14 protein-coding genes are annotated in these 19926 nt (G+C 67.3%); 2 read left to right on the plus strand and 12 right to left on the minus strand.

The genetic code is table 11. From position 1 onward, the window contains the following. Positions 1-71: 71 nt before the first annotated feature. The 7 genes from NX782_RS00895 to NX782_RS00925 form a co-directional block, all read right to left on the minus strand. Positions 72-743: an amino acid ABC transporter permease gene (locus NX782_RS00895; RefSeq protein ID WP_258843591.1), complete on the minus strand. Its 672-nt coding sequence runs from the start codon at positions 741-743 to the stop codon at positions 72-74. Between the two features lie 8 nt (positions 744-751). Continuing rightward, positions 752-1570: a transporter substrate-binding domain-containing protein gene (locus tag NX782_RS00900; protein ID WP_370661750.1), complete on the minus strand. Its 819-nt coding sequence runs from the start codon at positions 1568-1570 to the stop codon at positions 752-754. Positions 1571-1648: 78 nt separating this feature from the next. Next, complete coding sequence (locus NX782_RS00905; protein WP_258843592.1) at positions 1649-2062, minus strand: hypothetical protein; 414 nt, start codon at positions 2060-2062, stop codon at positions 1649-1651. Between the two features lie 118 nt (positions 2063-2180). Beyond that, the gene (locus NX782_RS00910) at positions 2181-2639 is read right to left on the minus strand and encodes a metallophosphoesterase family protein (protein WP_258843593.1); all 459 of its coding nucleotides are present in this window, start codon (positions 2637-2639) and stop codon (positions 2181-2183) included. Between the two features lie 22 nt (positions 2640-2661). Beyond that, positions 2662-2952, minus strand: a complete 291-nt coding sequence (locus tag NX782_RS00915; RefSeq protein WP_258843594.1) for a DUF378 domain-containing protein — start codon at positions 2950-2952, stop codon at positions 2662-2664. A gap of 93 nt (positions 2953-3045) precedes the next feature. Next, complete coding sequence (locus NX782_RS00920) at positions 3046-3726, minus strand: YcbK family protein (protein ID WP_258843595.1); 681 nt, start codon at positions 3724-3726, stop codon at positions 3046-3048. Between the two features lie 104 nt (positions 3727-3830). After that, a complete protein-coding gene (locus NX782_RS00925) occupies positions 3831-4349 on the minus strand; it encodes a GNAT family N-acetyltransferase (protein WP_258843596.1) in 519 nt (172 codons plus the stop codon). Positions 4350-4532: 183 nt separating this feature from the next. Here NX782_RS00925 and NX782_RS00930 point away from each other — a divergent pair, with 183 nt between their 5' ends. Together NX782_RS00930 and NX782_RS00935 are read left to right on the plus strand one after the other, a co-directional pair. Then, positions 4533-5552 carry a sulfate ABC transporter substrate-binding protein gene (locus tag NX782_RS00930; protein ID WP_258843597.1) on the plus strand — a complete coding sequence of 340 codons (1020 nt, stop codon included), beginning with the start codon at positions 4533-4535 and terminating at the stop codon, positions 5550-5552. Positions 5553-5849: 297 nt separating this feature from the next. Further along, positions 5850-6839: a serine hydrolase gene (locus NX782_RS00935; RefSeq protein WP_258843598.1), complete on the plus strand. Its 990-nt coding sequence runs from the start codon at positions 5850-5852 to the stop codon at positions 6837-6839. A 58-nt stretch (positions 6840-6897) separates the two neighbouring features. Here the strand turns inward: NX782_RS00935 and NX782_RS00940 are convergent, their stop codons facing one another. The 5 genes from NX782_RS00940 to recC form a co-directional block, all read right to left on the minus strand. Then, positions 6898-9606, minus strand: coding sequence for a PAS domain S-box protein (locus tag NX782_RS00940; RefSeq protein WP_258843599.1), 2709 nt, complete (start codon positions 9604-9606; stop codon positions 6898-6900). A gap of 105 nt (positions 9607-9711) precedes the next feature. Next, entirely contained in the window at positions 9712-10572 is an 861-nt protein-coding gene (motA, locus tag NX782_RS00945) for a flagellar motor stator protein MotA (RefSeq protein ID WP_258843600.1), read from the minus strand. A gap of 235 nt (positions 10573-10807) precedes the next feature. Further along, on the minus strand, positions 10808-12778 hold the full coding sequence (gene recD / locus NX782_RS00950; protein ID WP_258843773.1) for an exodeoxyribonuclease V subunit alpha: 1971 nt from the start codon (positions 12776-12778) through the stop codon (positions 10808-10810). A 28-nt stretch (positions 12779-12806) separates the two neighbouring features. Further along, positions 12807-16475: an exodeoxyribonuclease V subunit beta gene (recB, locus tag NX782_RS00955; RefSeq protein ID WP_258843601.1), complete on the minus strand. Its 3669-nt coding sequence runs from the start codon at positions 16473-16475 to the stop codon at positions 12807-12809. Further along, positions 16472-19867, minus strand: coding sequence for an exodeoxyribonuclease V subunit gamma (recC, locus tag NX782_RS00960; protein ID WP_258843602.1), 3396 nt, complete (start codon positions 19865-19867; stop codon positions 16472-16474). The genes recB and recC overlap by 4 nt, the downstream gene beginning before the upstream one ends. Between the last annotated feature and the right edge of the window lie 59 nt (positions 19868-19926).

Below are 19926 nucleotides of genomic sequence, written 5' to 3' on the forward strand. Positions count from 1 at the left end.
CCTTGTCCATCTCACCCCGCTTTACCTGGTTGTTTGCCCGGGCCCGCTGACCTTGTCGATCCGCTGTTGTTCTAGTGTTGCTGATGGGCCCGGTTCAGGCGCCGTTCGGCACGGCGCTGCAGGCCCTCGAAGAACAGGCTCAACATCCAATAGATGATGGCCGCTGCGACGTAGAGCGGCAATGGACGGAATGTGACGGAGATCAACTCTTTGGTGACAAGCATCAACTCGGTCATGGTGATCACCGAGACCAGCGAGGTGTCCTTGATCAGGCTGATGAGCGTATTGCTCATCGACGGCACCGCCACCCGCAGCGCTTGCGGCAGCACCACGTGGCGCAGGGTCTGGCCCCAGCCGAGTCCGAGGCTGTAGGCGGCGCGCCACTGGCCCTGGGCCACCGCGTCGATCGCACCGCGCAGACTTTCCGACAGGTAGGCGCCGGCGTTCAGCGACAGGGTCAGCACCCCTGCCATGACTGGCGTGAATTCGATGCCGATGCTGGGCAGGCCGTAATAGACGACAAACAGCTGTACCAGCAGCGGGGTGCCGCGGAAGACGCTGACGTAAAGCGTTGCCGGCCAGCGCAGCAGCGCCCAGGGCCCGACCCGCATCAGCGCGGTCGGCAGGCCGAGCAGCAATCCGCCGGCCATGGCGGCGACGGCCAGCAGCAGCGTATAGCCGGCGCCGCGCAGCATCACCGGCGCAGCGTCGCGCAGCAGGCCCCACAGGTCCTGGAATTCCATTCAGGCGTTCACGGGGCGTGGGTGGCGTCGGTGCCGAACCACTTCACCGACGCGGCTTTCAGGCTGCCGTCGGCGCGGACTTCCTCGAGCGCCTTGTCGACGGCGGCGCGGAATTTCGGATTGCCCTTCTGGAAGGCGACCGCGGTGCGCTCGACCGCGCCCACGCGCGCGCCGGCGCGGATCGGCAGCTGCGAGGAGGTCAGCAGGTAGCCGACCATCAGGCTGTCGTTCAAGGCGGCGTCGATGCGGCCGAAGGCCAGGTCCTGCAGGTTTTCGGGCGCCGCCGGATAGCTCTTGACCTCGACGCCCGGCACGGCCTTGGCCTGCTGCTCGAACACGCTGCCCTGCCCGACCCCGACCTTCCTGCCCTTCAGGTCTTCCAGCTTCCTGTACTCGATGCGCTCGTTGCGGCGCACGATCAGCTGCGGCGTCGAATAGGTGTAGGGCGTGGAGAAATCGAAGGCCTGCGCGCGCTTGGGCGTGACGTTGACCTGGCTGATGATGACATCGTACTTGCCGGCGCCCAGGCCGGCCAGGATGGCGGCCCATTCGGTGGTCACGAACGCCGGCTTCACACCCAGTCTGGCCGCCAGCAGGCGGGCGACGTCGACGTCGTAGCCGCTCAGCTGACCGGTCTTCGGGTCGCGGAAATTGAAAGGTGGATAGGTGCCTTCGAGGGCGATGCGCAGCGTTCCCCTCGCCTTCACCGTGTCGAGCAGGTCGGCGGCATGCGCCGGCAGCGCGAGCATGGAAAGCGCCGCCGCACAGGCCATCGCGGCGCCCGTCAGTACGGTCCGGCGGAACTTGTTCAGGGAACCCGTTTGCATACCTTCGCACTCCATTCAAGCGGCAGAGCCTGATTTATAACCTGAAATGGAGCATGCGAAAAGGGAATTATTGGCGGGTCAATACAGCCTGCGGCTATGCTTGAAATTGTGGCCGGTGACGATCAGGGTGCTCTCGACCAGGGTCGACAGGCCCAGCAGCAGTTGCACCAGTTTGTCCTCGGGCAGGATCCAGACCTGGCCGGCCGGCTGCTCGGCGCCGGTGGCGGCCATGATCAGGGGCGCGATCCAGCCGGCGTCCGGCTCGACGTCGAGCAGCACGGCGTCGCCGCTGGTCTGCAGGTAGACGTCGCCGCCCGGCGCCAGCGTGAAGCGCACGCCGACCCCGGTCTCCTGCGGGCCGATCATCTCCTGCATGGTGCGGTTGTGCGCATCGATCCAGAGCTCGACGTCCTGCGGCGTTTCCAGCGGGGTCCAGGGCACCGGACGGAAGCGGGGGCGCTCGGCGCCGTCCCTGGTCGAATCTTGGCTCATGAGGGCGATGTGATAGTGAGGATGGCAAGGGCACGTATGCTAAGGCATGCACGGCCCGAGGCGCAAGCCGCACATGGTGAAGCGCAAGCCGCATCCGCTCAGGCGCAAGTCGCGCCGGCTAGGCGGCCAGCGTGACCAGGCGCGGCACGACCCGTCCGCCCTCGATCAGCAGTTCGGCTGCGGCGATCGGCAGGCTGAAGCGGCGGCGCCCGGCGCTGCCCGGGTTCACGTACAGCACCCCGCCGCGCTCGACGCAGGCCGGCTTGTGCGAGTGGCCGGACACCACCACGCGCACGCCGCCGGCGGCCGGATCGATGTCGAGTTCCTTCAGGTCGTGGATGACATAGACCGGCACGCCGCCGGGTTCGATGCGCGCGCTGACCGGTATCTGTTTCGCCCAGGCCGCGGTATCGTTATTCCCGCGCACCACGGTGAGCGGGGCGATGGCGGCCAGGCGCGCCAGGATCTCCGGGTTGCCGATATCGCCGCCGTGGACGATGTGGTCGCTGCCGGCCAGGAAGTCCAGCGCCTCGGGACGCAGCAGGCCGTGGGTGTCCGAGATCAGCCCGATCCGCATGGTCCGCTGCGGCCCCGCCGACTCAGCCGGAATGGCGGTGCCGGCCCATCTTCATGGCCGTCCAGATCGAATACAGGGCGGAGATGCCGACCAGCACATAGATCAGGCGGCTGGCGGGGCTGCCGGCCCCGAACAGGCTGGCGACGACGTCGACGTCGAACAGGCCGACCATGGCCCAGTTCAGGCCGCCGATGATCAGAAGCGCCATGGCGATATAGTCGACCGCCGACATCGCCGTATTCCCTTCGCGCATGGCGGCACGCCGCTCGGGCAGGTGCCGCCGCTCCATGGTGGGTGCGTTCATGGTTGCCATCGTGTCCTCCTTCGGAAAGTTTGACAGGCAAGCCAAGATAGCAAAAATGCGCGCCGGGGTGCGCCGCCTAGCCGTTCTGGATCGCGCTGGCGATCAACCCTTCCAGGTACGGTTCAGGCCAGTGTCGGTATGAATCCAGCCGCCCTTCGGTCCGGAACGGTAGTAGAAGCCCACCCCGCCCTGGCGGAAGCTGCGCACCAGGCCGCCCAGCACTTCCTCGGTCAGGCCGGCGATGCGGACGTCGGCCGCCTTGCCGGACATGTGCAGCGACTGGCGTGCGGCCGGGATACCCTGCTCCCTGAGGCGGTTGTTGGACGCCGGCGTGCGATAGCCGGACAGGATCTCGAGCGGCTTGTCGAGGCCGTAGCGCGCGACGAAGGCCTGGGACGCCCACAGCGTCTCGATCAGCTTGGGATCGATCGCCATGCTGGCCTTGCCGTTCACGTCGCGCAGCATGTGGCACAGTTCCTGGTAGGCCGAGTCGATGATCTCGCCGTCCTTCCAGTACAGAACCTTGCTGCGTTCGCCGCTGGCGGGACGGATCACGGACAGGGTGCGCGGCTTGACCCAGAAGTCGAGGTCGACCACCTGGGCGTCGAACAGGTCGGGCGGCGGGGCCATGTCGATGCTGGGTGCTTCCGCCGGCGTGGCCTGGCTGGAAGCGTTGCGGTCGGCGTTGCGCGCTGCCGCCCTGGCGTCGATCAGCGGAGTCGCGACCAGGCCGAGTGCGGTAAGGCGCAACCCGTGGTGAAGGAAATCTCTGCGGGAAGCCATAACAAACTCATCATTGGAACTTGCGTACTATATCTCAATAGATTGCAAGAAAGAAGATGAGCACGTGTTACCGCATGTTTCAGACAACATACGGCGCGCTGGCATTAAATTCCGCTGCAGGTGCAGAAACGCTTGCTGGCCGGCGGCTCGGCCGCATCCAGCTGTTTCCACAGGAAGTCGCATTCGAGGCCGAAGCAAGCCTTGTCCTTGCCGGCATTCACATAGCCCAGGCGTTCGAAAAAGCCGCTGCCCGATGCCGGGCTGTGCATATGGAGCTTGGCGATGTCCCAGCAGCGGGCACGCTCTTCGATCGCTTGCACCATGGCGCTGCCTATGCCCTGGCGCTGTTGCCCCGGCATCACATAACAGAGCGCCAGCTTGCCGGCCTGGGTCAGCAGCGCCAGTCCGGCGAGCTCACCGCCCCGCACCGCAACCACGGCGTAGTTGCTGGGCGAGGAAAACCAGGTCGTGACGTTCTGGACGGTCTTGTTGCTCAGCCATGCCTGGAGGATCTCGCTACGCTGGCCATGGTCGGCAGCGCAGCCTTCTTCGATCGAGCGGCGCAACAGGTCGCATGCTTCCTGCGCGTCACTCGGTGTTGCCTGGCGAATGTCGATACCCATGTACTCTCAGTTAAAGGCGTGGTTCAGCAGGCCGGACTATAACCCAAAGTCACCAATCGTGCTGTCCGGGCATGCGCTGAGCATGAAGCTTCTAAGCATATGATAAAAATGTACTTTTGTTCCGATATTTCTTCGTGGATGATGAACCCGGTATTCACAGGTCTCTACAAGGAAGAACAAACAATGGTCCGAACCACCTCTCTGCTCCGCCGTCGCCTGCTGGCACTGACCCTGGCGCTGGGCAGCGCCGCCCTGCCGCTCGCCTCCCAGGCTGCCGGCCCGGAATTGCTGAACGTGTCCTACGACGTCGCCCGCGAACTGTACAAGGACGTCAACCCGGCTTTCATCGCCGAATGGAAGAAGAGCACCGGCGAAGACATCGTCATCAAGCAGTCGCACGGCGGCTCCAGCAAGCAGGCGCGCGCCGTCGCCGACGGCCTCGAAGCCTCGGTGGTGACCCTGAACCAGGCGAATGACATCGACATGCTGGCCGACCGCGGCCTGGTCGCCAAGGACTGGACCAAGAAATTCCCGAACAATGCTTCGCCCTATTACTCGACCATGGTGTTCCTGGTCCGCAAGGGCAACCCGAAAGCCATCCGCGACTGGGCCGACCTGGCCAAGCCGGGCGTGAAAGTCGTGATCCCGAACCCCAAGACCGCCGGCAACGGCCGCTATACCTATCTGGCAGCCTGGGGCTCGGTCGTCAAGAAAGGCGGCAACGAAGCCCAGGCCCGCGAGCTGGTCGGCAAGATCTTCAAGAACGTGCCGGTGCTGGACGCCGGCGGCCGCGCCGCCACCACCACCTTCACCCAGCGCCAGATCGGCGATGCCCTGGTCACCTTCGAAAACGAAGTGAACCTGGTGCGCGCCGAATTCGGCGACAACTTCGAGGTCGTCTACCCGACGATTTCCGTGCTGGCCGAAACCCCGGTGGCCGTGGTGGATAAAGTGGTCGACCGCAAGGGCGTGCGCAAGCAGGCCACCGCCTACCTGAATTTCCTGTACTCGGAACAGGGCCAGGCGATCGGCGCCAAGCACTACCTGCGTGTGCGCAACGAGAAGGTCATGAAGCAGTTTGCCGCGAATTACAAGCCGATCCAGCTGTTCACCGTCGACGATGTATTCGGCGGCTGGCGCGCGGCGCAGAAACGCCATTTCGACGATGGCGGCGAATTCGACAAGATCTATCAGTCGAAATAAAAAGAATGTAATTCGAATTGCTAATAAATGCTGGATAGATATACAGCATTTACTAACGGAAAAATATGGCCGAGTCGCTTTTAAGAGATTACTTTAAGATAAATCGCTAAATTTCCGTTCACAAATAAGGCCTTGCGACAACGCGAGGCCTTTTTTCTTGTAGAATCTTGCCGGTGGTATTGATTTTCCCCCGATGACATTGATCTAGATCAAGTTGTCGGTGTTCTGCCATTTCAAAAGCGCCATATAGCTCGCCGCTATTGGTCTAACTGAACGCTCAGTTATCCAGACAAACACATGATCAAAAAATTCCTCGCTGCCGTGCTGATGACGATTTCCAGCGCGGCCGCCCTCGCTGTGCCTTTCGGATCGCAGTCGGTGCTGGTCGTCGAAGACGACACCGGCAAGGTCCTGTTCGAAAAAAATTCGGCTGCCGTCGTGCCCATCGCTTCGCTGACGAAGCTGATGACCGCGATGGTCGTGCTCGACGCCCGTCAGGACATGAACGAGCCGATCGAGATCGAGAAGGAGGACGTGGACGTGCTCAAGCACAGCAGCTCGCGCGTGCCGGTCGGCGCGACCATTCCGCGCCGCGACGTGCTGCAGCTGGCCCTGATGTCGTCGGACAACCGCGCCGCCGCTGCACTGGGCCGTACCTATCCGGGTGGTATGGATGCGTTCCGCCTTGCCGTGAAACGCAAGATCGCCGCGCTGGGCATGACCCAGACCGTGATCGAAGAGCCGACCGGCCTGTCGCCGCATAACAAATCGACCGCGGCCGACCTGGTCAAGATGGCGACCGCCGCCTCGAATTACGCGGAGATCACCCGCATCACGACCTCGCAGGATCACCTGGTCAACATCAAGGGCCGTGAAGTCGAGTACCACAACACCAACCGCCTGGTCGGCGCCAAGGGCTGGGACATCGGCCTGTCGAAGACGGGCTATACCCAGGAAGCGGGCCGCTGCCTGATCATGCGCGTGAAGGCCGCGGGCAAGAACGCTACCATGGTGCTGCTGAACGCCGGCGCCTCCTCGGTGCGCATCCTGGACGCGCTGAACATTCGCCGCCACGTGCTGGGCGATGCCGCGCCGGCCGCCGCCAGCCCGGTACGCGCCCGCGTCGCCTCGCGCGTCAAGGCCGCCGTCGGCGGTCCGCGCATGAAGGCGACGGCACGTGGTCCGCGCATCAAGGCATCCGCCGGCGGTCCGCGCGCCAAGGCCTCGGCCAGCCGCACCAGCCGCTTCAAGCATGCGCAGGTGACGCGCCATCGCCGTCATCGCTGATCGCTCGATCGCCTGATCGGCACCCGAAGAAAGCCGCGCCGGTTCGCCGCCGTGGCTTTTATTTTGCCAGGCCCGCCAGCAGCGCCTGTACCGTGCCCAGTTCCACCGGCTTGGTGAGGTGATGGTCGAAGCCGGCCGCCGCCGAGCGTGCGCGATCATGCTCGGCGCCCCAACCGGTCAAGGCGACCAGGCAGGGCTGGGCGATGCCGGGCAGGCGGCGGATCGCTTCCGCCGTCTCGAAACCGTTCATGCCCGGCATGCCGATGTCGAGGAAGACCACGGCAGGGACAAATTCCGTGACCATGTGCAGCGCTTCCTGGCCGCCGTGCGCGACCCGGGTCGCGTAGCCGTCGACATCGAGGATCATGGCCAGGGTGACGGCGGCATCGACGTTGTCGTCCACCACCAGCACCCTGAGTCCGGATCCCGCATCCGCTTCGGTCGCCGCCGCCGACACGGGCGCGCTTGCGCTGGCGGCGTCCTTCAGCAGCAGCGGCAGCCTGACCGTGAAGCGGCTGCCGGCGCCAGGCCCGGCGCTCTCCGCCAGCACGCTGCCGCCATGCATCTGCACCAGCTGGCGCACCAGCGACAGCCCGATCCCGAGGCCGCCCTGCGAACGCTCGCTTTCGCTGCCGACCTGGCTGAACATCTCGAACACGCTTTGCAGCGCATGTTCGGGGATGCCGACGCCGGTGTCGCTGACCGCCACCACCGCTTCCAGGCCCTCGCGCCGCAGCGACAGCGCAATACGCCCGCCCGGCGGCGTGTACTTGGCGGCGTTATTCAGCAGGTTCGCCACCACCTGGGCGATGCGGGTGGCATCGGCGTGCACGAACAGCTCGTCGTCCGGCACCTCGACCGTCAGTTCGTGGCGCGCGGCCTCGATCAAGGGCAGGCTGGTCTCGACCGCGCTGGCCAGGATGGGGCCGAGCGCCACCTCGCCCTTGCGCAGGTTCAGCTTGCCGCCGCTGATGCGGGCGACGTCCAGCAGGTCGTCGATCAGGTGCACCATGTGGGTCACCTGGCGCTCCATCATTTCGCGCACCCGCGCCATGGCCGGCGTCGCATCGCGGTTCAGGCGCAGCACCCCCAGGCCGCTGCGGATCGGCGCCAGCGGGTTGCGCAGCTCATGCGCGAGCGTCGCCAGGAAGTCGGTCTTGCGGCGGTCGGCTTCTTCGAGGTCGCCGGCAAAGCGGCGCAGTTGCTCCTCGGCCGTCTTGCGTTCGGTGATGTCGCGGAACAGCGCCGCCACCTTGGTGCTGCCGGCCTCGCCGATACGGGTCAGGTAGACGTCCAGCCAGCGCCCCAGGCCTTGCACGTAACGCTCGTAGCGCAGGTTGCCGCCCTCCTTCGCCACCTTGCGCACCGACTCCAGCCACCACACGTGGGGTGCGGACGGCAGGCTATGTGCCTTCCCGACCACATCCGCCAGGCCCGAATGCACGCTGAAGGCAGCATTCGTCTCGAGGAAGGTCCAGCCGGTCGGCTGGTCGTTCGCGTCCAGGTGCAGGTCGACCACGCAGAAGGCCTGGTCCATCGAATCGAACAGGGTGCGGTAGCGCTCCTCGCTGGCGCGCAAGGCCTCGGCGGCGAGCTTGCTGTCGGTGGTGTCGAGCACGATCGCGACCAGGCCGTGGGTCTCGCCGGCGGCGTTGCGCAGCGCGTTGACGCTGGAGGTGGCCGACATCAGGCTGCCGTCCTTGCGGCGGTAGTGCTTCTCGACCGCCCGTCCTCTGCCCTCGGCGACGATGCTTTCGACCGCGGCCAGCGTCTTCTGCACCGAGTCGGGCGCGGTGATGTCGATGATCCAGGTGCCGAGCAGCTCGTCTTCGGTATAGCCCAGCATGGTGCAGAACTTCTGGTTGACCAGGGTGATGTTCCCGGCCACGTCCATCTCGACCACGCCGGTGGCGGCCTGGCTGACGATCTTTTCGAAGCGCTCGCGGCTCTCGTGCAGCGCGATCTCGGCCTGGCGGCGATGGGTTTGGTCGATGCCGTGACTCAGCACCGCATAGATCTCGCCCTTCGCATCGCGCAGCGCGGTATAGATCACGTCGACGTAGCGCTCCTCGAGCGGGGCGCCGGGCTCGCGCTGCAGCGCCACACGCAAATTGTTGCCGACAAAGGGCTCGCCGGTCCGGTACACCTGGTCCAGCAGCTTGAAGAAACCCTGGCCGCCCACTTCCGGCAGCGCCTCGCGCGCCGGCAGGCCGACCAGGCGGCGCTGCCCGACCAGCTGGTAATAGCGGTCGTTGGCCATCTCGTACACGTGCTCGGGCCCGCGCAGGATGCACATGAAGGCTGGCGCCTGCTTGAACACGTCGTTCATGCGCTGGTTGGCGGCCTGGACTTCGCCCAGCAGATGGCTGCGCTCCTGTTCGAGCCGCCGCTGCGCTGTCACCTCGCGCGAGACCGCGACCAGTTGGCCGTTGGCGCCGCCGAGCGGGGTGACGACGATGTCCCACCATTTGGGCGTGCCGCGCATGGTCGGGCAGAACGCGCTGGCCCGCCCGCTGCCGCCGCGCCGCGCCTGTTCGAGGGCGATGCCGACCGCCTCCCTGCTCTCGTCCGGGAACAGCGACAGCCAGCGCTGGCCCTGGAGCGCGCTGAAATCGTCGATTTCCATGCCCAGGCGGCCGTTGCGGTTCATGGCCAGCAGGCGGCCATCCGCGTCCAGCAGCTTCATGCAGTCGGGACTGTTATCGAAGAGTTGGGCGCCGAGCAGCGCGGCTTGGGCGGCAGGCAGGCTGCCGTAGGAATCGGACATGGGTGGAAATGTTGGCGTGGACGCCCAATTTCGGCAATTTAGCCATTATCGGTGAGCACGAATGCAAACTCAAGCGCTCTCTATCAACGCGTTCCCGGTGCGGCTTCAGCGCGATTTCAGCTGCCGCACATGGCCTTCCAGCTCGGCGAAGCTGGGCCGTTCGGTGGCCGAGATCACCTTGCGTCCGAACTCGACCGCGATGGTCGGCGCATAGCCGTTCATGCTGGCCAGCAGCGTCACCTTCACGCACTGCAGGGCCTTGACCACTTCCTGGTGGCGGCGGTGCAGCAGGCTCGCCAGCGGCGCCACCAGCCCGTAGGACAGCAGGATGCCGAGGAAGGTACCGACCAGCGCCGCCGCGATCAGGCTGCCCAGCTCCGCCGGCGGACGTCCGATCGCGCCCATGGTGTGCACCACGCCCATCACCGCGGCGACGATGCCGAAGGCCGGCATGCCGTCGGCCAGCTTGTGGATCGCCTGCACCGGGATCTCCGCGTCCTCCTGGTAGGTCTCGATCTCGCAGTCCATCAGGTTTTCGAGCTGGTAGGCGTTCATGGTGCCGGACACCAGCAGGCGCAGGTAGTCGGTGATGAAGTCGAGCAGGTGGTGGTCCGCCAGCACCAGCCGGTATTTGCCGAAGATCGCGCTCTCATAGGGCGCATCGATGTCGTCCTCGAGCGACATCAGGCCTTCGCGCCGCACCTTGGTCAGCACGTCGAACATCAGCGCCATCAGCGACATGTAGAGCTCGCGGGTATAGCGGGAGCCGTGGAACAGGACCGGGATGCTATGCCAGGTCAGCGAAATCGCCTTGCGGTCGTTGGCGATCACGAAGGCGCCCAGCGCGCCGCCGAAGATCATCAGGAGCTCGTAAGGCTGGAACAGCGCCGCCAGGTGCCCGTCCTGCAGCACGAAGCCGCCGAACACCGCCAGCAGCACGACGCAAAAACCGACAAGGATCAACATGGCGCAGTCTCCGAGGTTACCAAACAGCAACTTTAACATTGTTGCCATCAGGAAAGCAAAGACTGGCGCAAATAAGCCTTACTTCGTCGTTCCCGCGAAGGCGGGAACCCAAGTCCTTTGCGGGCTGTAAAAGGCTTTTCGCGCTACTCACCCAAACTTGGATCCCCGCCTGCGCGGGGATGACGGGGAAAGCTGCGGGATGACGGGGGAAATGTGCGGGACGACGGTTTTACTGCTAACGCTCGATCATCCCGCGCAAGCCGCTGGCCCGATGCGTACGCTTGCCGATCGTCTCGCCCAGCACCGCGGGCACCGGCGTCAGCAGCGTGAACTCGCGGCTGGCGCGGGTGATGCCGGTGTAGACCAGTTCGCGCGCCAGCACCGCCCCACCCTCCTTCGGCAGCGCCAGCACCGTGTGCGCGAATTCCGAGCCCTGGGATTTATGGACCGTCATCGCATAAGCGGTTTCCACATGCCGCAGGCGGGTCGCCAGCACGCTGCGCACCTTGTCGCCTTCCAGGAACCAGACCCGCAGCGAGCCGGGGCGCGCCGGGTCGGGCAGGGTCAGGCCGATGTCGCCGTTGAAGACGTTGGTCGCGTAATCGTTGCGGGTCACCATGACCGGGCGGCCGGTGTACCAGTCGCTGCTGCGGCGGATCAGGCCGACACCGTCGAGGCGCTGCTCGATCGCCGTGTTCAAGCCCTCGACGCCCCATTCGCCCTCGCGCACCGCGCACAGGATGCGGAAGGCCTCGAAGCGCTGCAGTACCGCGCGCACCCAGTCCTCGTGGGCAGCGCCATCCGCGCCCTGGGTTGGACCTTCCTTCAGCAGTTGCAGGTAGGGCCGGTAGCCTTCCAGCGCCAGGCCGATCGCGTGCTGCTGCTGGGCGTGTTCGATCCAGCGCAGCGCGTGCGCGACCTCGACGCCCAGGGCGCCGCGCGCGCGCAGCACGGCCGTCGCGGCCTCGACGTCGCCGGCGTTCACCGCCAGCGCCAGTTGGCCGATCGGACCGCCGAAGCGGCGGCTGTGGCGCAGCATCACGGTCTGCTGGGCCAGCGCGCCGCCCGCGTGCACGTAGTCCGGCGGGATCGCCTCGCCGCTCGCTTCGCGCACGAAGGCCACGGTATCTTCGTTGTAGTTGCCGGCCTGGGCATCGGCGCACAGGTCGCCCAGCACGGCGCCGGCTTCCACCGAGGCCAGCTGGTCCTTGTCGCCGAGCAGGATCAGGGTCGCGTCGGGCGGCAGCGCGTCCAGCAGCGAGGCCATCATCTCCAGGTGCACCATCGAGGCTTCGTCGACGATCAGCACGTCGACGTCGAGCGGATTGCCGCGGTGGTGGGCGAAGGCGCGGCTGTCCGGGCGCGCGCCCAGCAGGCTGTGCAGGGTGCGCGCCGCGCCCATGCGCGCCGTCAGTTCGCGCAGCGGCAGCCGGTCGCCGACCTTGTCCGCCAGCTCGCCCAGCGCCTTGTCGATCGACTGCTTCAGGCGCGCGGCCGCCTTGCCGGTCGGCGCCGCCAGGGCGATGCGCTGGCGGGCCGCATCCGGCGCGGTCGCGAACAGCAGCGCCAGCAGGCGCGCCACGGTATAGGTCTTGCCGGTGCCGGGACCACCGGTGATGATCGCCATCCTGCCGCGCAGGGCGATCGCGCAGGCCAGCTTCTGCCAGTCCGGTTTTTCGGCGGCGCGCTGGGTGGCGAACAGCGTGTCCAGCCATGCGCGTACGGTCGGCACGTCGACCGCCTGGTGCGCGGCGGCGCGGGCGCGCACGCTGGACGCCACCGTGGTCTCGTCGCGCCAGTAGCGGCGCAGGTAGAGCCGGCCGTTATCGGCATCGCCGTCCAGCACCAGCGGCTGGCCGTAGTCGAATTCGCCGGCCGTCCACACCTGCTCGCAGCCGCTCAGTTGCGCCATCCAGCCCTTGGCGTTCTTCGGCAGCGGCTTGATGGCGGCTGCCAGCTCGGTCCATTCTTCGGCGGGCAGGCCGAGCAGGCCGGCGGCGTCCTGCGCCAGGTCGGCCAGCAGCAGGCAGCTGTGGCCGCGCCCTTCCAGCTCGGACAGCACCAGGGAAGCCAGCAGCAACGGGCCGCTCGCCGGTCCGAGCGAGGCGACGAAGCGGGCGAAGGCGCCGGACAGGCGGCGCAGTTCGCCGGCCTCGGTCAGGCGCTCCACCTCGAACCAGAAGATGTCGATCTTGTCGGGGTCCATCATCCCCTCGTCCTTGTCCTTGTTCTTGTCAGCCATTTGCCAGCAGCCCATCCAGTCCGTCGAGCAGTTCCCGGTCCGGCTCGATCAGGTAGCAGCCACGCGTGAATTCGTTGCCGATCCCGCGCAGGAACAGGAACACCGCGCCACCCAGCTGTTCCTCGGGATCGTAGGCTTCGCCCAGGCGCGCGCGCAGCAGCCGGTGCAGGGCCAGCAGGTAGATCGCGCCCTGGATGTCGTAGCGGTGATCGGCCATCGCCGCCGCCATCGCCGCTTCCGTGTAGGCGGCGTCGCCCTGCCCCAGCGCGTTCGATTTGTAATCCAGCACCCAGTAGCGGCCGTGGCACTCGAACACCAGGTCCGTAAAGCCCTTCAACATGCCATGCAGCTGGCGTTCCGGCAGGGTTGGCCGCGCGATGTCGCCCAGCAGGCGCCGGCGGCACAGGCGGTCGAGCGCACCCACGTCCAGGCCATGGCTGGGGAACCAGAATTCCATCTCCGGCAGCACTTCTTCCAGCTCGGCCAGCGCGCAGCCGGTCGGCGGCAGCGGCGTGGTCGCCAGCGCATCGAGCCAGGCCATCGCATCGTCGACGCGGTTGCCCCAGCCGGCGCGCTGGATGCGCTGGTGCAGGCGCTTGATGAAATCGTCCTCGTCGATGCGGCCGAAGCCCTCCTGCGCCATCCACTCCAGCTGCTCGTGCAGGAAGTTGCCGGGCGTGGCGCCGCGCGGGAAGCGGTGCCAGGGCGCGTCCTCGGCTCTTTGCACTTCGACCGTGCCAGGCTCGTCTTCTTCCAGCAGGTTTTCTTCCTGCGGCCGGGTCGGCGGCGCCACCGTGTGGCGGGTCAGCGAGGTGAAGGACCCGACCGCCCAGTTGCGCTCGAACTGGCCGTCGAAGGCCGGGGCCTCGACCAGTTCCGGGCGCACGTCGGCGCGCGCCAGGCGGGTGCAGCCTTCCGGCGCGTCCAGCGTGTGCAGCTCGATCGCATCGACACTGCCGCGCAGCTGTTCCCAGCGCGCCTGCATCTCGCTGGCCGGCACCGGCGTGCCGCCGGTCAGCAGGTAGCCGAGCGCGGATTCGTGCAGGCGGTTCTCGCCCTTGCGTCCGGCCGCCACGGCGGCGACGCCCAGCCACAGGAAGTGCTTGGCGCGCGTCAGCGCCACATACAGCAGGCGCAGGTCTTCTTCGAGGCGCGCGCGGTCCACCGCCTGCAGCGCATCCTCGCTCAGGCCGAGGTCGATGCGCCGCCCGCCATCTTCGTGCACGTACTCGAAGAAGGCGCGGTTACGGCGGTCGGTCTTGCGCGCGGTGACGGCAAAGGGCAGATACACCAGGGGGTATTCCAGGCCCTTGGACTTGTGCACGGTGACGACCTTGACCAGCTCGGCATCGCTTTCCAGGCGCAGCACACGCTCGTCGCCACCCTCGCCCAGTCCCTCGACCTGCTCGGCGAACCAGCGGATCAGGGCCTGCTCGCCATCGAGTTCGCGGCTGGCTTCCTGCAGCAGCTCGGCCAGGTGCAGCAGGTTGGTCAGGCGCCGCTCGCCGCCGCTCATGGCCAGCAGCTTGGCCGGCAGGCCGAGTTCGTGGATGAAGCGGCGCAGCATCGCCAGCACGCCCTGGCGCTGCCAGGTCTGGTGCAGGTTCTTCAGCTGCTCGACCCGCTGCTCCCAGGCCAGTTCGTCACTCGACAGGCGGGCGAGTTCGGTCAGCGGCAGCGCACAGGTGGCGGTGGCGAAGGCGGTCCGTGCCAACACCCCATCCAGGGGGCTGGCAACCGCCTGCAGCCAGCGCAGCACGTCGACCGCTTCCTGGCTCTCGACCACCGAATCCTGGTCCGACAGGTAGACGCTGGCGACGCGGCGCTGCACCAGCGCGCGCCGGATTGCCGTGGCTTCGCGGCGGTCGCGCACCAGCACCGCGATGTCGGCCGGCACCAGGCGCTTGAACTGGCCGCTGTCGCGGTCGCGGAAGCCCACGTGCGGATCGTTCAGCAGGCTGACGATGTGTTCGGCGCAGTGGTGGGCGAAGTATTCGCGGTAGTCCTCGGTGCGCAGGTCCTCGCGCGGCGTGCTCGCCACCGCCAGCGCCTGGAAGGGGCCATCGACGCCGACCAGCTCGGTGCCGCGCCCGGCCGCCTTCACCGCCTCGAAAGGCAGCGGGTTCTCGCCCTCCTTCTTGAAGCGGAAAGCGCCGAAGGCATGCCCTTGCTCGGCGTATTCGAACAGCCGGTTGACGGCCGCCACCACGGCTTCGGTCGAACGGTAGTTGGTGCCGAGCTGGTAATGCCGGCCGGCGGTGGCACGGCGCGCCGACAGATAGCTGTGGATGTCGGCGCCGCGGAAGCCGTAGATCGACTGCTTGGGGTCGCCGATCAGGAACAGGCCGTGGCTCGGATCGTTATCCGCCACGTGGTACAGCAGGTCGAAGATGCGGTACTGGTCGGGCGAGGTATCCTGGAATTCGTCGACCATCGCCACCGGGAACTGGTCGAGGATCCGCTTGCGCAAGGCTTCGCCGTTGACGCCTTCGAGCGCGTTTTTCAGGCGCGCGAGCATGTCGGCGAAACCGAACTGGCGGTTGCGGCGTTTCAGGTCGATCATGCGGCGCGCGATGTTGCAGGCGGCGTGGCGCAGCAGCGCGTGGGCCATCGGCTCGATCTCTTCCAGGGCCGCCTTCAGCGCCTGCGTATGCTCGAAGCATTCGGGCACGGCGGCGCTGAAATCCTTGGCAAAGGCATTGACGATGCCGTCCGGGGTCAGGCGGTTCCAGGCGGTGTCGTTGAGATCGGGCGTCAGCATGGCGGGGTCCGCAGCCCAGGCGCGCAAGGCCTCGAACCACTTCGCCAGCGACTCCGGCTTCATCTTGGTGCCGTTGAAGCATTTCGGGTGCGTGCCGCGCTGGGCGGCGATCCAGGCTTCCATCGCATCCGCGCGCTCGGTCCAGCCCTCCTTCAGGCGCGCGAGCTTGGCCTTCTGCGAGCGCTCGACCGCGGCGATGACGGCGCCCAGCGCCTCCATGTCGTTCGGCCGGCCCTCCTCGTCCACGCAGTCGGGTCCCAGCAATTCGGCGCGCTGCACCAGCTCGCGCGCCGCCGCCTTCAGGGCATCGACGTCCTTCCAGACCGCCAGCAGGCTTTTGAGCGCATGGCCGTTCAGCGGATACACGTGCTGGCGCCAGTAGTCGTTGGCGGCATCCTCGAACAGGGCACGCTCGTCGCCGACCAGCTCTTCGTCGAACAGGCTGCCGCTGTCGAAGGCGTGTTCGCGCAGCATGCGCTGGCACCAGGCGTCGATGGTGAAGATCGCCGCTTCGTCCATGGTCTCGGCGGCCAGCACCAGGCGGTGGGCCGCGACCATGCGCGCGGCGTCATCCTCGTAGCTGTCGGCCAGCGCCTCCAGGTAGGGATCGTCGACGTATTCCTCGCCACGGAAGAAGGCGGCCGCCTGCACCAGGCGTTCGCGCACCCGGTTCGACAGCTCGCGCGTGGCGGCGCGGGTGAAGGTCATCACCAGGATCTCGGGCGGCAGCAGCGGGCGCGGGAAGCCGTTCTCTTCGCCGTCGCCATTGCCATTGCCGTGGCCGAGCACCAGGCGCAGGTAGAGCGCGGCGATGGTCCAGGTCTTGCCGGTGCCGGCGCTGGCTTCGATCAGGCGCGAGCCGTGCAGCGGGAAAGTCAGGGGCTGGAGCAGCTCGCTCATACGCTCGGCTCCTGCGGAGTGACGGTGACGGTGACGCTGTCGCGCAGCCAGGCCGCCAGCGGGCCATATAAAGCTTCGGCAGTGCGCGGCCAGTCGCCGGCGGCGCGCAGCACCGCGAATTCGGGCCACAGGCGCGCAAGACAGGGGTCGTCGACTTCGCCATTGATTTCGAAGCCGCCGTCATAGGTCTCGCGCGGGTCGCCGCCGGCCAGGTGGGCCAGCGCGGTCTTGCAGGCCACCGCCAGCGGATGGTCGAGATTGGCGCGCCACAGCGCCACGATGTTCTCGATGGCGGCATGGGCGATGGCGGGGTCGATCGGGTCCAGCTGCAGCGTGGCGTCGCGCGCCACCAGGTAGCCGGTGAGGCGCGCGCCGACCGCGCTGGCCGCCAGCTGGCGCAGCCAGGGGCCGATCAGCTTGTCGCCGCGCGGCGCGCCCTTGCGGTCGAGCACCTTGGACGAGATCTGCAGCAGCCATACGGTCTCGCCGTCGTTGCTGCGCAGCTTGTCGATCCAGTCGTCGAGCAGGATCCCGTTCACGTCCAGGCTCACCGCCAGCTTGGGCGCCGGGTCCGGATAACGGGCGCCCAGCGCCAGCCAGCTGCGCCGCACCGGCACCAGGTCCTCGACCAGCTGCTGCTGCCATTGCCGGCCCAGCAGGCCGATCGGCAGCCTGCCCTCGCGCACCAGGCGCTGGGCGCGCGCATCGAGCATCTGGCGCACTTCGTCCTGCGCTTCCGGGCTGCCGCTGTCGTCGAGCAGGGTGTCTTCCACGAAGTAGCGTTCGAGGGCGTCGAGCGAGAACGGCTCCTCGTCTTCGCCCACCACCTCGTTGCCGCCGAAGTTCACGCCCAGGCGGCGCCGGAAGAAGTAGCGCGCCGGCTGGCGCAGGAAGGACAGCAGCTCGCCCAGCTTCAGGCGGTAGTCGGGTTCCAGTTCGTAGGGCGGCAAAGCGTCGTCGCTTGCTGCGTTGTCCTCATCTTCCCTGTACGCCGAGCGCCATTCGCCGGCATAGGTCAGCAGGCCGCCCGCTTCGAAATAGCGGCGCGAGAACGGCTGCAACGCATGCACGGTCGTACGGTCCGGCAGGCCCTCTTCCATGTCCCAGCCGTTCTTCAGGTAGTCGCGCAGCTGCGAGACCAGCACCGAGGCCGGCTGCTCGGTGTTGTCGCGCACGTTGCGGCCGACCCAGCTCACATACAGCTTGTCGCGCGCGGCCAGCAGCGCTTCCAGCATCAGGTAACGGTCGTCGTCGCGGCGCGAGCGGTCGCCCGGCCGTCCCATGCCCGGCAGTGCCAGCAAATCGAAGTCGGACTGGTGGCCGCGGCGCGGGAAGTCGCCGTCGTTCATGCCCAGCAGGCAGACCACCTTGAAGGGCACGGCGCGCATCGGCATCAGGGTGCAGAAGGTCACGCCGCCCGAAACGAACTGGTGGTTCAGGGCCGGCTGGTCGAGCTCCGACAGCCAGGCTTCGCGCATCACGCCCAGCGGCACCGCTTCGTCAAACAGGGCGTTCTCGCAGATCTCCAGCCAGCACTGCAGCGCTTCCTCGAGCTGGTTCAGCATCATGCGGTCTTCGTCGTCGCAGGCGCGGAAGAAGCGCGCCATCAGTGCGCGCGCGCGCTGGCCCCATTCCTGCGGCGTGAGCACCGCATCGAGCTGTTCGCGCCAGGCCAGCAGGCTTTCCACCAGTTCGGCCAGCGCGCCGGCCAGCGATGCGTCGAGGCCGCCCACCTCGGCATAGGGTTCGATCTCGCCGAAGCTGGGGCCGGCGCCGGTGGCATAGCCCAGCAGCATGCGCCGGATGCCGAACAGCCAGGAATTCTGCTCGCCGGCCGAGCCCAGGCCGAGGCCGGCGCGGTGCTTCTGGTCCAGGCCCCAGCGCACGCTGGCGCCCTCGATCCAGCGGCCCAGGGTCGGCAGGTCGTCTTCCTCCACGCCGAAGCGTGCGGCCAGCGCCGGCACGTCCAGCAGGTCGCGCACCTCGCTCTGGCGGCAGCGCTGCTGCGGCAGGCGCAGCAGCCATTCCATCGCCACCAGCAGCGGGTTCACGCTGCGGTCCTTGACGTCGCCGATCTCGAAGGGGATGTAGCGCGGGTCGCTGCGCTTGTGCTGGTCGAACACGGCATGCACGGCGGCCGAGAAGGTGTCGATATCGGGCACCATCACCACCACATCGCGCGGGCGCAACGCGGGGTCGCGCGCGAACCAGGACAGCAGCTGGTCGTGCAGCACCTCGACCTCGCGCTGGGCGCTGTGGGCGATGTGGAATTCGATCGAGCGGTCCTCCGGCTCGGGCGGCACGTGCGGGTGCTCGGCCAGCGGCAGCAGGTCGCGCACCGCCGCCTGCACCTGCGACAGCAGCGTGCCTTCATCGCCTTCGTTGAACAGGTCGACGCGCATGTTGCCGAAGCGCGCGCCAAGCTGGCCGTCGAACTCGTCCAGCATGCGCACGAAGTCGCGTCCCTGGCGTCCCCAACTGGCCAGCAGCGGGTGGCTGTGCGCGTGCAGCTCCTCGACCGGCACTTCGGCCAGGTTGCTGCCGTTGCGCGACTGGTGGCGGCGGTAGGCGGCGGTCAGCAGCTCGCGGCCCTCGATGATGTCGCCCCAATGGTACTGGCAGGGATTCGGCACCGCCAGCAGCACCTGGGTGTAGCGCGACAGCCCGGCCATCGCCTCGATGGTCTGGTAAGGCAGGGTCGACATCCCGAACAGCACCACGCGGCGCGGCAGGCGCTGGGCCGGCTGGCGCTCGTCCTCGACCGCGGCCATGAACTGCTGGTGGATGGTGGCGCGGCCGGACCAGCGGCGCTCGGGCGGCAGGCTGGCGTGGATCTCGCGCCAGAGCTGGGCCTGCCAGCACTGGTCGGGCGCCAGCGCGACCGGCTCGCCGCCGGGGCGACGCAACTGGTCATGTCCCTCGGCCCAGTCGGTCAGCCAGTCGGCGCGGTAGACCTGGTACTGGTCGTAGAGGTCGGACAGGCGCTCGGCCAGCTGCAGGCGGCGCTCGGGGTCGCCATCGGACAGGAAGTGGCGCAGCGGCGCGAACTGTTCCTTGGCCAGCAGCTCCGGCAGCAGGCGCATCAGGCGCCAGGTGAGCGCATCCTTGTCGAAGGGCGAGCGGCGCGGTACCCGTTCCGGGCCCAGCATGCCGCGGTAGGCCTCCCACTGGAAGCGCGCCGGCAGCGCCACCCGGGTGGCCGCGCACACGCCCAGCTCCTCGGCCAGCGCGATCTTCAGCCATTCGGCCACGCCGTTCGACTGCACGAGGATGATTTCTTCCTCCAACGGGCCGAGCGGATTTGCACGCAGCCAGTCGAAGACGGCGGCGCGCAGCAGTTCCATCTGGTTGCCGTGCAGGATGAGGAGGCCGGGAGAGATCGGGGAGCGCATGATGGGAGACTTCGGGTAGACCCCCGCAGGATACTACCAAGGGGGTCTGGCGGACAAGG

The sequence above is a fragment of the Massilia norwichensis genome (assembly GCF_024753245.1).
GTDB lineage: Bacteria > Pseudomonadota > Gammaproteobacteria > Burkholderiales > Burkholderiaceae_D > Telluria > Telluria norwichensis.